Origin of the sequence: Bacillus cabrialesii (assembly GCF_004124315.2) — a bacterium.
In the GTDB taxonomy this organism is placed as follows: Bacteria; Bacillota; Bacilli; order Bacillales; family Bacillaceae; genus Bacillus; species Bacillus cabrialesii.
In genome coordinates, this window is the sequence record NZ_CP096889.1 from 2,179,431 (window position 1) to 2,193,380 (window position 13,950).

The window sequence follows — 13,950 nt, forward strand, 5'->3', positions numbered from 1 at the left end:
ATAAATTCCCCCTTTAAAGTTTAGGCAAAACGTCTGTAATTTGTTGTCTGTGTTTCTCCAGCCATTCAGGCAGTTTTAATGAAGTCCCCAGCTCATCAAACGTTTCATCTGTCATAAAGCCCGGCTCATCTGTGGCAATTTCAAATAAGATACCGCCTTTCTCCCTGAAATAAACGGATGTAAAGTATTCTCTATCAAGGATTTCTGAAGAGGGAAAATGGTTTTGCGCAATAATCGGCAGCCATTTCGCCTGTTCCTCTTTCGTTGTCCGAAATGCTACATGGTGTACTGTTCCATAACCTCCTACCCCTCTTTGTTCAGGGTGTAAATGGACGTCAATGAGGCCGCCGATAGCCGCTGGGGATGTCAGTCTGACGATCTGGTTTTCTTCCGCCGCTTTGGCATATCCAAAGCTTTCCGTTAAAAATTGTATGGTCGCCTGCGGGTCATAAGAATACAGCAGCACGCCTTTCATTCCCGTAATTGCTTCATGTTCTGAAATGCCTTCAGGCGTCCACTCGCTTTTGCCGCTTTTCGCATTCTCCATAATCGCTAGCGGAAGGTCTTCCGTATCATCAAACATAAGACCCTTTTCCCCGAATAACGTTTTCTCCTCAAGGTTTAGCCCGTTTTTCTCAAGACGTTCTTTCCAAAAAGACAGGGAGCCTTTAGGAACTGAAAAGTACACCCGGCCCGCTTGACCTTTACCTACCGTTCCCTGTCCGCTTCCTTGGAACGGAAAAAAGGTCATAATTGTACCGGGATCTCCATTTTGATTCCCGAAGTAAAAATGATACGTTCCGGGATCATCAAAGTTTACTGTTTTTTTGACAAGCCTGAGCCCGAGCACTTCTGTATAAAATCGCAAGTTTTCTTGCGGATTTCTGGCGAATGCTGTGACATGGTGCAATCCTTCTGTTTTCATTTTCCCACTCCTATTTATCTCGATTTCAAGATATTTATTATTTTAAACCTTTATTGAAGAGGATGCAAACCATGTGTTTTAATTAAATAATTGAAAAAATCATTTTTTTCTAATAATTATCTTGTGATCTTTTCTTACAACTGCTATTATAGTGAGCATTATCATGTTTCAGGAGGAAAGTAAATGGTTAAAAAAGCACTTATTGTTATTCTCATTCTTTTGCCATTCGCTCAGCTTGCGCTATTGCCGCTTGTGAATCGAATTGAACCGATTATTTTCGGTCTTCCGTGTTTCCACTTTTGGCTGCTGTTGTGGATTATTATTACGCCGTTATGCTCGTTTGGCATTTACCAGACGCAAAAAAAAGATGGAGGATTTGAATAATGCAAGGGAATCTCACTGCACTTCTCATTACAGCTATTATCGTTTTAACCGTTGTCTGTATCGGATTTCTCGCCGGAAGGGACAAATCCTCACGAACCTCGGTAGAAGAATGGTCCGTAGGCGGCAGACGCTTCGGCGGTCTGTCTGGTTTTTAGTAGGCGCTGACCTCTATACGGCATATACTTTCTTAGGGTTAACCAGTACTGCTTATACGGGCGGAAGTGTTGCATTTTTCGCCATCCCTTATTCTGTGTTGGCTTACTTTATCGCCTATTTCTTCCTGCCAAAACTTTGGAAAGTTGCGAAAATTCATAAATTAACAACACTCGCAGATTACGCCCGGGAACGTTTTGATAGTAAGCTTTTAGCAAGCCTCGTTGCCATCGTAGGCGTGCTGATGCTTATTCCGTACATATGCCTTCAGCTGAGCGGCATTCAAGATACGCTCCAAGTTGCCGGCACCGGATATATTAACGTAAAATTCGTTGTCATCATTTCATTTATTCTTGTAGCTCTTTACACATTCTTCAGCGGGATTAAAGGGCCTACTTTTACAGCGATCATTAAAGACATTTTAGTCTGGGTTATTATGCTGTTTATGGTGGTGTCCCTCCCTCTCATTCATTTTAACGGCTGGACACCGATGATTGACACGTTAGTGAAGGAAGCGCCGCAAATGCTGACGATACCGGCAGAAGGGCCAAAAGGCATTTCTTGGTTTATCACAGCATCTATTGTTTCCGCTCTGGCACTTTTTATGTGGGCACATGCCGCTACAGGTGTTTTCACGGCGAAAAGCGCCGATGCAGTAAGAAAAAACAGCATGTTTTTGCCGCTTTATAATATTGTGTTAATTTTGGTTATTTTTCTTGGATTTATCGCCTTTCTTGTCCTGCCGGAAGATACAAATCCAAGACTGGCGCTGCTTCATTTGATTCAAACATCTTACGGCGGCGTGGCACAAGGTTTCGCATATGCCACGATCGCTCTTGCTTCATTGATTCCTTGTTCCATTATGGCAATCGGGGCATCGAATTTATTCGCCAACAACCTATACAGGGATTTGATTCATCCGAATGTGTCTCAAAGCAAGCTGACCCTTGTCACACGTTCAATGGTGTTTGTTGTCATCGGTCTCGCGCTTCTGTTTGGAATGCTGTTCCCGACTGCCTTAGTGACACTCCAGCTATTAGGTGTATCCGGCATGGTGCAAATCTTCCCGGCGATTGCTGTCAGTCTATTCTGGAAGCGTCAAACGAAAGAAGCGACGGTTATCGGATTATTAGTCGGCCTTGCGGTTACGTTTATTGTGTATACCACTCAATCCGCACATGGCATTTATGAAGGGTTCTGGGGATTGGCCGCCAACATCGCTGCTGTCGTTATTCTGAATCCGCTGTTTGTCAAAAAAGCAGGATCCAATCCTGTCATTGAAGGTTTATTTGGTAAAAAACAAGACGCTAACCCGAATCAAAAGGGTGCATAAAAAAACCATACGCGGCATCCGCGTATGGTTTTTTTACATTTCTTTTTTCAGTGTTTCAATTGCCTTTTCCATTTGCGTATCATTATTAGACAGCTTCTTTTGAAGTTCTGTCATTAATTTCGTTGTTGTATCGCCAGTGAGTACACCTGTTTCTTTCAGCTTCTCTTTTTTCTGGAACTGTTTGACAACAGATACAAAATCATGGTCATACGTACTGTTAACCTTTACCTTGTAGCCAAGTGCTTTGAGCATTTGCTGAGCTACTTTGACGTTTGTGCCTGAATCCCCTGATTTGTACGTTTTATCCGCATCCAAATACGGCAGCTTTGCGTAATCAGGCAGCTCTGCTTTCACTTGAGGTTTAATACCTTTTTTGTGAATCCACTCACCATCGGCAGTCAGCCATTTGGCAACTGTCAGTTTGACGTTGGAGCCATCGTCATATTCTTTTGCTGTTTGCACTGTGCCTTTGCCAAATGTCGTTTCACCGATTAACGGTATGCCGGACGATTCATGAAGAGCAGCGGACATAATTTCAGCGGCGCTGGCTGTTCCGTCATTTACTAAAACGACGGTCGGCTTGGTGATTTTTCGTTCTTTTTCGGCTTTCATAACTTCTTTTGAACCGTTTTTGTATTCAACCTGCATGATGTTTTTGCCCTTATCAATGAACAGATTGCTCATTGTAATCGCCTGGTCCATTAAGCCGCCCGGGTTTCCCCTCAAGTCTAAAATATAGCCTTTGGCGCCTTTTTTCTCCAAACTGTCAATCGCATCTGTCAGCTCTTTAGCAGTTGTTTCAGAGAAAGAAGTGATTTGAATTTCGCCGATATTATTGTCTTTCATTTCTGAATAAACGGTCTCTACAGGAATGGTATCGCGCTTAATGGAAAGATCGATATTTCCGACTCCCGCTCTGTTTAGCTCTAGCTTCACTTTTGTGCCCTTTTTGCCTCGGATTAAAGCGACGGCTTCATTTACAGTCATGCCTTTGACGCTTTTCTCGTTCACCTTAAGGATTTGGTCCCTCGGTTTGATTCCGGCTTTTTCAGCAGGTGAACCTTTTATAGGCGACACAATAAGGATTTCACCGTCTTTCTCCTCTACTTGTGCTCCGATTCCTTCAAAGGATGCAGAAATCGTCTCGTCGAATGATTTTGCTTCCTCTTGATCCATATATGTGGAATACGGATCATCGAGAGATTGAATCATTCCTTTAATTGCTCCGTCTACTAATTTGTCATCATCTGTTTTTTGGTAATAATCACTTTTGATTTGCTCATACGCTTTATTTAATTTTTCGAACTTGCTGTCTCCCATGCTTGCTGATTTTTGGCTCAGGATGCTGGAATTTCCCGTAATAAATAAAGTAAGCGCCGAAGCGACAACCGCAGTGATCAGCACAATAAAAAACAGTTTTAATTGCCGTTTCAATTAAACACCACCTTTTTCTTCTTACATTATTATCATGGACGAATTCTTATTCGTCAACTCGGAGCAAAAATGAAAGAGAAACGCCCTTCTTTCGCTTTTCATAAACCTATGTCTTTATACGACATATGATAAAGAAAAAGGAGGATTCGATATTGAGCCGATATTTAGAAATGCTGTCCTTATTCGGTGTTGCAGGAGCGCATCCTGGCGGTTTGGCTTTTTCAAAAGCGGTCCTGCAAAAGGCTGCGCCCTCCCCGGATCAGCCGATTCTTGATGCCGGATGCGGAACAGGGCAAACAGCGGCTTATTTAGGACATTTGCTGTATCCTGTATCAGTCGTTGATAAAGACCCTATCATGCTTGAGAAAGCGAAAAAAAGATTTGCAAATGAAGGGCTTGCCATCCCTGCATATCAGGCGGAGCTGGAACACCTCCCGTTTTCTTCTGAATCCTTTTCCTGCGTCTTGTCAGAATCAGTCCTCAGTTTTTCCCATCTGACATCCTCTCTTCAAGAAATTGCAAGAGTATTGAAGCCCGGCGGGATGCTGATTGGTATCGAAGCGGCTTTAAAAAAACCGATGCCTGCTGCAGAAAAGAAGCAAATGCTGGATTTTTACGGTTTTACTTGCTTACATGAAGAAACCGAGTGGCATAAGATCCTTAGGTCATACGGCTTTCAAAAAACGGAAGCATTGACACTTCTTCCGGAAGACATGGAATTTGAGCCAACCACAGAAATGGATTTATCGCAAACGATTGCCCCTATCTATTACGATACGCTTCAAGCACATTATGAACTCATGCAGACATATAGTGAGTACATGGGTCATTGTATCTTTATCGCGTATAAGTAAAACGGCGTATAGCCTCCTTTTTTCGTCCAACCTTTTTCTCCTATCTATCATATGCTGATAGAAAGTCAAGATAGGAGGGAAACAATATTGGAGAGATATTATCATCTTTGCAGAAACCATCAAGGTAAAGTCGTCAGAATTACAGAGAGAGGCGGGAGAGTTCACGTCGGCAGAATTACCCGTGTAACAAGAGACAGAGTTTTTATAGCTCCGACCGGCGGAGGGCCAAGAGGTTTCGGTTACGGATATTGGGGCGGTTATTGGGGATACGGAGCGGCTTACGGTATTTCCCTCGGTTTAATCACAGGGGTCGCTCTTGCTGGTTTATTCTTCTGGTAAGCACAGAACAAATGCTAGATTCACCAGACACAATGAAGCCCGCTTATCTAGTGTAAGCGGGCTTTTCATTTTAAATTTTCTTCACTTTTTCAAAGTACTCTTCGAGCGTTAAATCATTATCTTGGATGACTTTTGCGGCTTTTTTGCCTACATAGCGCAGATGCCATGGCTCATATTCATATTTCGTGATATCCTCTTTATTTTTCGGATAGCGAATGATAAAGCCATATTTATAAGCATTGTCCTGCACCCATTTTCCGTCTGCCGTGCTTCCGAACGCTTCATTTAACTCAAAGCCATTGCTTCGGCTGGAAATGTCCATCGCAAGTCCTGTTTGGTGCTCGCTTTCACCCGGGTAAGCGACTGCTTCCCTTGCCTTCTTTTCCCCTTTTAGGCTTACTTCATTGTCAAAAATGACTTTCTGTCTGTCATACGCACGGTACCCTGAGACAGCTGCGAGTTCATAGCCTTCCTTTTTCGCAGCATCGAACATCGTTTTTAATGCGTCGGCCGCTTCCTTTCTGATGTAACGTTTTTGAATCTTCTCTTCAAATGAAAACTCTACATCAGGTATGACAAGATCGCTAGGTTCATAGTTTCCGGGCAGTGCGTATTGTTTATTGACAAGCGCAAGTATATTTTCTGGATTTTGAATGGTTTCCAGACCGTCTACTTTTTTAATATCATTGAAATACTTGCTTTCCAATGAAAACGCACTGTCCTGAGTCTTTGTTTTTTTCGTGTCATTTGTTTTTTGTTCTGTTTGCTTTGTTTCTGCTGTGGATTTCGTATCCTTTTGAGCATCTCCATTCGACATGCTGCAGCCGGCTCCGACTATTGCCGTTACACTCAAAGCGGCAGCCAGTGAGAACCATTTACCGGACTTTTTCATCATACATTACCTTCCTTTTATCGATCGTTTCCGCATTCATAAAGAAGAGGCTGCCGGCAGCCAGCACGCCTCTTGATTTATTTTATTGTGATACGGAATGTAAAGCCACTTCTATCATATCATGAAATGTGGTTTGACGCTCTTCCGCTGTCGTTTCTTCTCCTGTTAGTACGTGATCACTCACAGTGAGAATTGACAGCGCTTTTCTTCCGTGCTTCGCTGCTAATGTATACAATGCCGTTGTTTCCATCTCAACGCCGAGCACGCCGTATTTTGCAAGCTTTTCGATTTGCGAATCGTCGTTATAGAACTGATCAGCTGTAAATACGCTTCCTACAGTGACCGGCACGCCTTTATCCTTTGCGGCATCATAAGCATTTTTTAAAAGCTCGAAATCAGCGCATGGGGCAAAATCAATGCTTCCAAAAGCGACTCTGTTCATTTGTGAATCAGTTGAGGAGGTCATAGCCAAAATGACGTCCCGCACTTTGACATCTTTACGAATAGCGCCGCAAGAACCTACTCTTATTAGGTTTTGTACGTCGTAACTTTGAATTAGTTCATTCACATAAATCGAAATAGATGGAACGCCCATTCCCGTGCCTTGCACGGATATTTTTTTGCCTTTATATGTACCCGTAAATCCATACATGCCTCTGACTTCATTGTAGCATTCTACATCTTCAAGATACGTTTCAGCAATAAACTTTGCTCTGAGAGGATCGCCCGGCAAAAGCACTGTATCCGCAATTTGTCCTTTTTCAGCACCTATATGTACACTCATCTCATTTCCTCCTGTAAAACTAAATTATCATCCAGTCCGTTCATTTTACAACGAATGTCATGATGAGACAAACTCCAGCATTGATTATAAAGGAATATCGAGAAAAAAGAAATGTTCCGGAGCCGTTTCGGCATTTCCTGAAAAAACGGGATAATCGAGGTGTTTATTTGAAAACCTAACCGCAGGAAGGAGGGATGAGACGTGGGTAAAAAACAGCGTAACAGGATCACTGGCCAAAAAAAGAACAATCACATACCTGCAAAAGATGTAATTGCAGCTGAAGAGGCGCACGGGAAGGAGTATTCCGCTGCCAAACGCAAGCCTTAAACTGCAGAAAACTGCGGAAATCCGCAGTTTTCTTTTTGTTATGTCGTTTGTACAATCAGACGATTGATTTTTCTCCATCCGGCGGGAAGCAGTTTATAATATGTTTTCCCTTTTCTGCCTTCATCAATCAGAATCACGTCCCCAGTGGCCATAAATCTCGCATCATAATCACTTGGAACGGTATCAAATACATTAAACAAAGAGAATGCTCTTTTCAGCACGTCTTGATGATCGCTCCCGTTCAGTTCAGTTCGATAGACGGCTCTGTAGCCCTTTTTTTCGCCAAACCGGGGTGTCTGAAATATTGTCACGTCATAGGAACAAGACTTCTTTTTAAACACGGATAACATCATCAAGATCCCCTCCCTTTTATTTCTTTAACATATTGGCGTTTTTACCGTGTTTTCCTCTCTCTATTTTTGTCGAAACCGCTTTATCTTTTCGTCAAAACCTTTTACTAGGAAAAACAGAAGCAAACCGAGACTAAAGCCTCCTAGCACGTCGGTCATAAAGTGAACTCCAAGATAAATTCTGCTTATGCCAACCAAAATTGTGATTACGCCAGCAATGGTGTATACCATTTTTTTATGTTTGGACAAAAACGGGAGGTGTTTCACTAAAAAGTAGGCAATGACAGGATAGACACAGGCAGCGTTCATAGAGTGGCCGCTCGGAAAGCTGAAGGATGATTCATGAACCAGTGGCGCAAAATCAGGCCTTTCTCTTTCGATCCATTCTTTTAAGACTTTGTTTAACAGCCGATCTGCGCCGAATACCAAGAGCATCAAAATGCCGTCCCATGTTTTCCTGTAAAAAAACAGCCCAGCTCCAATGATCACGATAAGAGGAAGCAGGAAAGAAGAAGCACCAAGATGCGTGATCCCTGTCATGACATCATTAAGCCATGGCTGACGGACCAAAACAGCGGCCTTGCTTATCGTTTCATCTGCAGATTGAACAGCATTTGCATGAATGGCCGCAGCTAGAAAAAGAAAGAAAAGAAACAAACTAACGGGCTTGTACCACAATGTAACCACCTCAACTTTCACAGAAGTCATATAACACGAATAATAAAACCGGAGCTGATGGCTCCGGTTTTATGCCTCAATCATCTTCATCCAGCTCTTCATCTATCATACATTTTTCTATCAAATAATCAAAGGTAATATCAGCGATTTCAAACAGCTCATCCTCACTCGGTATGTAGCCCCGTCTTGCAAGCTCTCTGTAAAAAAATTCAGCGATTTCTTCCGTATCAATCACAAGATCTATTTCTTTCATCTCCGTACCGCCTCCTTTTTTATGTTTTATGAAAAAACAGGCTGAATTATACCCGGTGTTCTAAACAATTCTTTCAGTCATATACATTGAATAAAAAACAAGCCATGGGAGGCTGACGAGAATGATTGCTAAAATGATGGAAGCACTGGACGGAGAAAGATTTGATATCATAATGGAAAAAACGCTCAAAGGAATGACGCATGTCATGATATGGGGCTGTCTGCCTTATTTTTTATATGTTTTGATCCATTTGTTCACAAACTAACTGAAATGCTCTTTTAAACTTTCCAAAACAAACATCATCATATCTTTATATTCTTCATCTTGAAACATTTCATACAGAATTTTGTAGTCATTATAAATATCCAGAAGCTCATCAACAATTGATACAGCAAGGATGTGAAGGGTATCTTGATCTTCATCATCGCCTTCAAACTGAAGAAGAGCAGACGATGCGATATCTTCGCCGATCTCATGGCCAGTTTCTCCGACATAGTGGACAAACAAAAGCTGATGTACAAACTGGTCCATTTCATATTTTCTAAGAACCAGTGTGAGATCCTCTTCCTCCGTTTCAAGCCACTCTCCATCCTTTAAACGGGTCAGCTCATAAATGATATCTTCCCAGCCATCTTCTAAATATCTCCAAATTTCTGTTCTGTGTCCGATAATGCGAAAGAGTTCTTTTCCATAATCTTTTACATAAACGACGTCCCCAATAAGGAATTCATACTCAATATCAAGTTTTTCCATGTCGACAATGACACCCTCATAATCTTTATAAAGCTGAATGGACGATTCAAAGTATAAGACTTCATTATGATTCACTTCATAAAGATAGTGTTTATCAATTTGATGTACTTTTGTAATGGTGCCGACTGTTCCATACATAATGACGACTACGATATCCCCTACTTGGAATTTCGGTTTATTTTGCTTCATGGTGTCTCCCCCTCGCCGCAACATTTCTCATACGCTATCGTATGCCGGGTGACACCAATTCGCATGGGCATGAAAACCAAAGGAAATATCCAATTATGCATAAATGAGGACATAAAAAAATCCGCAGTGATCTGCGGATGAAACAGCTATTATCTGCCGTGCACTTCAGCCTCGTATTGATCCCAGGCTTCATCAAATGTCGCCATCGTGTGAAGATAGTCAGCGTTCAACTCTAAATATGAACTGATTTCATGATAATCGGTTGAGGTTTTCGGGAAGCTGTGATCCTCATACGCCTGATTGGCAAATTCACTGATGCTGTCCTGCGGCTTCGGGTGTCTGTATTTTAATAAATAGTGATAAAAGGATTTCATGGGTTTCCCCTCCTGGTGTCTGTCTTTTGTTGTTCTATTATACAGTTCAAGTGTAAAATTACAACAAAAGAATACCGAAACATCAATCAGGAGAAGTCAAAATAGTTGCGTTTCAGAATCCTTTCTGTCTCCATGAGCTGCTGATACGTCAGGCTTTCAGGCAGTTTTTTTGTTTGAATTAAAAGCAGCTGATCCTCAATCTCCTTTATTGTGGTTTCTTCTTGATAAGTCATTCCGCAGGAAGCACACACCATGGCGGGGGTGTCTGTCAGTTCTATTGCTCTTGTACCATCAGGGAGCTCCCAATACACCGTGTTCCACCCGGGTACCGCTTCAAGCTCACCGCACCATTCGCATGTTTTCATGAAGAATCCCCTCCGCTTTCAGCGCCTTTCTGTTTTTTCTGCTGCGCCAAAAATTTCTTTTCTTTTAGCTGGTCTCTTTTCTCACGCCGGTCTTTTAATGTTTCATGCTCCGGATTCGCTGTATATGCCTCTCTCCTTTTGATTCTGGCTACATTTTCCGGTGTGAATGAGACATCTTTGTCAGCAAAAATAGCACTCAGCCCGATCGGCTCCTTTTTGTCAGCGGTTTCAGGGAAAACGGACTCAAAATAAGCGTCAGCCTGGTTAGGGATATACTTCTCCGGCTCCGGATATGACGTAATCACACCTTCAAAATTTCTCAAGATGACTTTGTCAGGGCTTTGCGACAGTACATAGTTTGGCTGCAGGGCGATTTTCCCCCCGCCGCCTGGTGCGTCAACGACAAAGGTAGGTACCGCATATCCTGATGTATGTCCTCTCAGCCCTTCAATGATCTCCAACCCTTTGGAAACCGGAGCTCTGAAATGCCCAATGCCCTCTGACAGATCGCATTGGTAAATATAATACGGACGGACTCTGATTTTTACCAAGTCGTGCATGAGCTTTTTCATGATTGGAACGGAATCATTAATACCGGCTAACACGACGGCTTGATTTCCGACCGGCACTCCTGCGTTCACCAGCTTTTCACAGGCCTCAACGGATTCCTCTGTCATTTCGATGCTTGTGTTGAAATGGGTATTCAGCCAGACAGGGTGATATTTTTTCAAAATCTCGCACAGTTGATCGGTAATGCGCTGCGGAAAGACGACCGGCGCCCTAGTTCCGATTCTGATCACTTCCATATGCGGAATGCTGCGGAGCTCTTTTAAAATGTATTCTAAAATTTGGTCATTGATCAGCAGCCCGTCGCCGCCTGAAATCAAACAATCGCGGATTTCAGGCGTTTCTCGGATATAAGCAATCGCAGCATCAAGCTGTTTTTTAGGGACTCCCATTCCGATTTGTCCGGAAAAGCGCCTTCTTGTGCAGTAGCGGCAGTACATGGAACATTGATTGGTGACAAGAAACAGCACACGATCGGGATAGCGGTGTGTCAAACCAGGTACCGGTGAATCTTCATCCTCATGGAGCGGGTCTTCCAGATCGTATTTTGTTTTGTGCATTTCTTCAGAAAGCGGTACAGACTGCATGCGGATCGGGCATCTTGGATTATCGGGGTCCATTAAAGAAGCATAGTAAGGTGTAATATTTAAGGGGATTGTTTTGGTCGAAATTCTGACGCCTTCCTCTTCAGCCTCGGTCAGATTGATGACTTTTTTTAAATCATCCAACGTTCTAACTGTATGTGTCAGCTGCCAAAGCCAATCGTTCCATTTCTCTTCCGGAACGTCCTTCCATAACTCGATCTCCTTCCAATGCCGTTTCGGTTTATACCATTTGCTTGCCAAATGAGTTCCTCCTCGCCATCGTTTTGACTTACAGGTGCTTGCACCAAACATTCATGTTTTCAAGTCCTTCGGCTATATAGCAATTATTGGTCAGCCTTCCGCCGTATTGATAACCCGAATGGTACAACACGGCATTCATCCCAAAAGACGCAGCGCGGGCGAGAGAAAACACATGAAAGATGTCCTTCGCAACCAATTCTCTCTCCAATGCCTCAATTAAAAAGCTCGTCAGCGAATGGCCCCGATATTCCGAAAGTACAGCGCAGTCGGTTATTTCCGCATGCCCGAGCTCTGGATTGATGTCTGCGCTTGCTGCACTGATCAGGCGGTCATGATCAAACATGACATAATACATCGTATTTTCATTCATCGTCTTTTCAATATAAGCGGGATCAAATACCGGAGTGGGGTACGTACGGAAAACTTTTTTATACAGCATCGATAGCTGGTACATGTCGTTTGTTTCTGCTTTTCTTATCGTAAATATGGGTGTATTTTTATTGCGGAGGCGAGGCGCTGTGCGATATAAAGCTTCTATCATTTCCTGTTCCTCTATATAAGAATCTGTTTGTCTCCGGTTTTCTGTGAGGTAACGGACCATGATACAAGCGGGGTGGCCAAGATAATAGCCCTCGAGAAAACCCTCCGGCGCAAATAATTGTTTAGCAAGCACAGCCTCATCATGCTGTTTCGTATAAACGATGATTTTTTCCGCATCCTCTTCTTTTGCTGCTGCCACGATATCAGGCAGCGCCTTCTCAATGGCTCCGTCATAACGAACCACTCTGATTCGTTTATTAAAGCCGTCATAGTCCAGAACTGCTGTGACACCGTTACTCTTTATCAACTTGAGCATCCGCATCCTCCCTGTCTGTATGAAGACCGCACCAATCCATAACAAAAAGCGCAATAATTTTAGCAGATTCTATCATGGCTTCAACCTCAATGTACTCATTTGCCTGATGGGCTGTTTTTGTTTCCCCAGGCCCGAAGACAATCACTGGCGTATCTCCGGCATGATATAAAAGCCCTCCGTCCGTTCCCCATGGCGAGGCTTCGATGATTGGCGCTGTCTGCTTCATTTTTTGATAGGCTGATTGCAGCACTGAAATTAAAGGGTGGCCATCAGGTAAATCATTCGGCAGCCATTGAGCGCCGAACCATTCCACTTTTATCGGATGGCGTTTAAACCATTCGTCACGGTACTCTAAATCCTTCAGCCAGTTTTCCAATTCAAGTTTTACGGCTTCAGGTTTTTCTTGGGGAGCAATTCCGCATCTCCCTTCTATGACGACACGGTCTGCAACTGAAGATGGCCACGCACCGCCTGAGATGGTGCCGATATTCACCGGTACCGGTATTGGGATATTGTCATACAGCGGCTCTGAAATTCTCGCATTGCGGACTTTCTCCAGCTCTTGTATGGCTGTGATCACGTGCATGCTTTTTTCAATCGCGCTTACTCCCTCGTAGCGAGCACCCCCATGTGCCGCTAATCCCTTCACTGTAATCCGAAACCACATCGAGCCCTGCTGCTTTATAAAAAGTTTCATATTCGTCGGTTCCGGAATCAGCGCGCCGTCAGCACGATAGCCTCTCATGATGGCGGACAGTGTTCCGGCGCCGCCGCACTCTTCATCTACAACACTTTGAAACAATACATCTCCCTTCAATTTAACATCGCAGGCGTGCAGGGCTTCTAAAGCAAAAAGAAGGGCTGTATTGCCTCCCTTCATATCCGTTGAGCCGCGGCCGTATATTTTACCGTTTTCTTCGACAGCTTGATACGGTTCATACTTCCAATCCTTTACGCTGCCTTCAGGCACAACATCGATATGACCGTTTAAAATCAGCGACCGCCCCCCGCCCGCTCCCGTTTTTTTTGCAACGATGTTCGGACTTTCATGAAAATCGGAACGGTCTGATTTAAAGTAGGGATGCTGTTTTAATTGCTTAAGGCTTGGCTCCCACACGTCAATGTCCATATGAAATTGCCGGAGCTTTTCAAGCACGACGGCTTGGGCGTTAAACTCTGAGCCCAATGTGCTTTTTTCTCCAATCAGCCTTTTGAGAAGACGAATGGCTTTGGCCGAATGCTGATCAAGCCACCCGATTACTTTTCTCTCAATGTCTTGCATCCTCATTCCCCCT

The 13,950-nt window shown here is 43.4% G+C and carries 18 protein-coding genes and 1 pseudogene; 6 read left to right on the forward strand and 13 right to left on the reverse strand.

What is annotated here, in order from left to right; translation table 11 throughout:
* Positions 1–13: 13 nt before the first annotated feature.
* Positions 14–925 (reverse strand): ring-cleaving dioxygenase, encoded by a 912-nt coding sequence (locus EFK13_RS10815; RefSeq protein WP_129505426.1) that lies wholly within the window; start codon positions 923–925, stop codon positions 14–16.
* A gap of 183 nt (positions 926–1,108) precedes the next feature.
* On the opposite strand from EFK13_RS10815, the gene EFK13_RS10820 reads away from it, so the two are divergent.
* Positions 1,109–1,309: a DUF3311 domain-containing protein gene (locus EFK13_RS10820; RefSeq protein ID WP_129505425.1), complete on the forward strand. Its 201-nt coding sequence runs from the start codon at positions 1,109–1,111 to the stop codon at positions 1,307–1,309.
* Positions 1,309–2,795 (forward strand): annotated as a pseudogene (locus EFK13_RS10825) (sodium:solute symporter family protein). Before EFK13_RS10820 ends, EFK13_RS10825 begins: the two are co-directional and overlap by 1 nt.
* Before the next feature lie 33 nt (positions 2,796–2,828).
* On the opposite strand, the gene ctpA reads toward EFK13_RS10825, so the two are convergent.
* Positions 2,829–4,229, reverse strand: coding sequence for a carboxy-terminal processing protease CtpA (ctpA, locus tag EFK13_RS10830; RefSeq protein ID WP_129505424.1), 1,401 nt, complete (start codon positions 4,227–4,229; stop codon positions 2,829–2,831).
* Positions 4,230–4,381: 152 nt separating this feature from the next.
* Here ctpA and EFK13_RS10835 point away from each other — a divergent pair, with 152 nt between their 5' ends.
* Together EFK13_RS10835 and EFK13_RS10840 are read left to right on the forward strand one after the other, a co-directional pair.
* Positions 4,382–5,083, forward strand: a complete 702-nt coding sequence (locus EFK13_RS10835) for a class I SAM-dependent methyltransferase (protein ID WP_129505423.1) — start codon at positions 4,382–4,384, stop codon at positions 5,081–5,083.
* An 87-nt stretch (positions 5,084–5,170) separates the two neighbouring features.
* Entirely contained in the window at positions 5,171–5,422 is a 252-nt protein-coding gene (locus tag EFK13_RS10840; RefSeq protein WP_075750732.1) for a hypothetical protein, read from the forward strand.
* 70 nt (positions 5,423–5,492) lie between these two features.
* Here EFK13_RS10840 and ldcB read toward each other — a convergent pair whose 3' ends face one another.
* Both ldcB and deoD read right to left on the reverse strand, forming a co-directional pair.
* Complete coding sequence (gene ldcB / locus EFK13_RS10845) at positions 5,493–6,314, reverse strand: LD-carboxypeptidase LdcB (RefSeq protein ID WP_129505527.1); 822 nt, start codon at positions 6,312–6,314, stop codon at positions 5,493–5,495.
* Positions 6,315–6,396: 82 nt separating this feature from the next.
* Positions 6,397–7,098: a purine-nucleoside phosphorylase gene (deoD, locus tag EFK13_RS10850; RefSeq protein ID WP_064814943.1), complete on the reverse strand. Its 702-nt coding sequence runs from the start codon at positions 7,096–7,098 to the stop codon at positions 6,397–6,399.
* Between the two features lie 201 nt (positions 7,099–7,299).
* Here deoD and EFK13_RS10855 point away from each other — a divergent pair, with 201 nt between their 5' ends.
* Positions 7,300–7,425 (forward strand): hypothetical protein, encoded by a 126-nt coding sequence (locus tag EFK13_RS10855; RefSeq protein WP_003218142.1) that lies wholly within the window; start codon positions 7,300–7,302, stop codon positions 7,423–7,425.
* A gap of 38 nt (positions 7,426–7,463) precedes the next feature.
* Here the strand turns inward: EFK13_RS10855 and yodL are convergent, their stop codons facing one another.
* From yodL to EFK13_RS10870, 3 genes are read right to left on the reverse strand one after another with little or no spacing between them, the layout of a single operon-like run.
* Entirely contained in the window at positions 7,464–7,778 is a 315-nt protein-coding gene (gene yodL / locus EFK13_RS10860; protein WP_003218144.1) for a shape determination protein YodL, read from the reverse strand.
* Positions 7,779–7,838: 60 nt separating this feature from the next.
* Positions 7,839–8,483 (reverse strand): phosphatase PAP2 family protein, encoded by a 645-nt coding sequence (locus EFK13_RS10865; RefSeq protein WP_129505422.1) that lies wholly within the window; start codon positions 8,481–8,483, stop codon positions 7,839–7,841.
* A gap of 46 nt (positions 8,484–8,529) precedes the next feature.
* Positions 8,530–8,706 carry a YozD family protein gene (locus EFK13_RS10870; protein ID WP_003241581.1) on the reverse strand — a complete coding sequence of 59 codons (177 nt, stop codon included), beginning with the start codon at positions 8,704–8,706 and terminating at the stop codon, positions 8,530–8,532.
* Between the two features lie 121 nt (positions 8,707–8,827).
* On the opposite strand from EFK13_RS10870, the gene EFK13_RS10875 reads away from it, so the two are divergent.
* A complete protein-coding gene (locus EFK13_RS10875; protein WP_129505421.1) occupies positions 8,828–8,971 on the forward strand; it encodes a hypothetical protein in 144 nt (47 codons plus the stop codon).
* On the opposite strand, the gene EFK13_RS10880 is transcribed toward EFK13_RS10875, so the two are convergent.
* The 6 genes from EFK13_RS10880 to EFK13_RS10905 all read right to left on the reverse strand — a co-directional run bounded on the left by EFK13_RS10880 (position 8,968) and on the right by EFK13_RS10905 (position 13,943).
* Positions 8,968–9,648 carry a hypothetical protein gene (locus EFK13_RS10880; protein WP_014477102.1) on the reverse strand — a complete coding sequence of 227 codons (681 nt, stop codon included), beginning with the start codon at positions 9,646–9,648 and terminating at the stop codon, positions 8,968–8,970. The two genes, EFK13_RS10875 and EFK13_RS10880, sit on opposite strands and share 4 nt — an antisense overlap.
* A gap of 149 nt (positions 9,649–9,797) precedes the next feature.
* The gene (locus EFK13_RS10885) at positions 9,798–10,022 is read right to left on the reverse strand and encodes a YozE family protein (RefSeq protein WP_010331315.1); all 225 of its coding nucleotides are present in this window, start codon (positions 10,020–10,022) and stop codon (positions 9,798–9,800) included.
* An 86-nt stretch (positions 10,023–10,108) separates the two neighbouring features.
* Entirely contained in the window at positions 10,109–10,387 is a 279-nt protein-coding gene (locus tag EFK13_RS10890; RefSeq protein ID WP_064814937.1) for a YokU family protein, read from the reverse strand.
* Entirely contained in the window at positions 10,384–11,799 is a 1,416-nt protein-coding gene (gene kamA, locus EFK13_RS10895) for a lysine 2,3-aminomutase (protein ID WP_129505420.1), read from the reverse strand. Before kamA ends, EFK13_RS10890 begins: the two co-directional genes overlap by 4 nt.
* A 28-nt stretch (positions 11,800–11,827) precedes the next feature.
* The gene (gene ablB / locus EFK13_RS10900; protein ID WP_129505419.1) at positions 11,828–12,655 is read right to left on the reverse strand and encodes a putative beta-lysine N-acetyltransferase; all 828 of its coding nucleotides are present in this window, start codon (positions 12,653–12,655) and stop codon (positions 11,828–11,830) included.
* Complete coding sequence (locus EFK13_RS10905; RefSeq protein WP_129505418.1) at positions 12,633–13,943, reverse strand: peptidase; 1,311 nt, start codon at positions 13,941–13,943, stop codon at positions 12,633–12,635. The genes ablB and EFK13_RS10905 overlap by 23 nt, the downstream gene beginning before the upstream one ends.
* Positions 13,944–13,950: the final 7 nt, after the last annotated feature.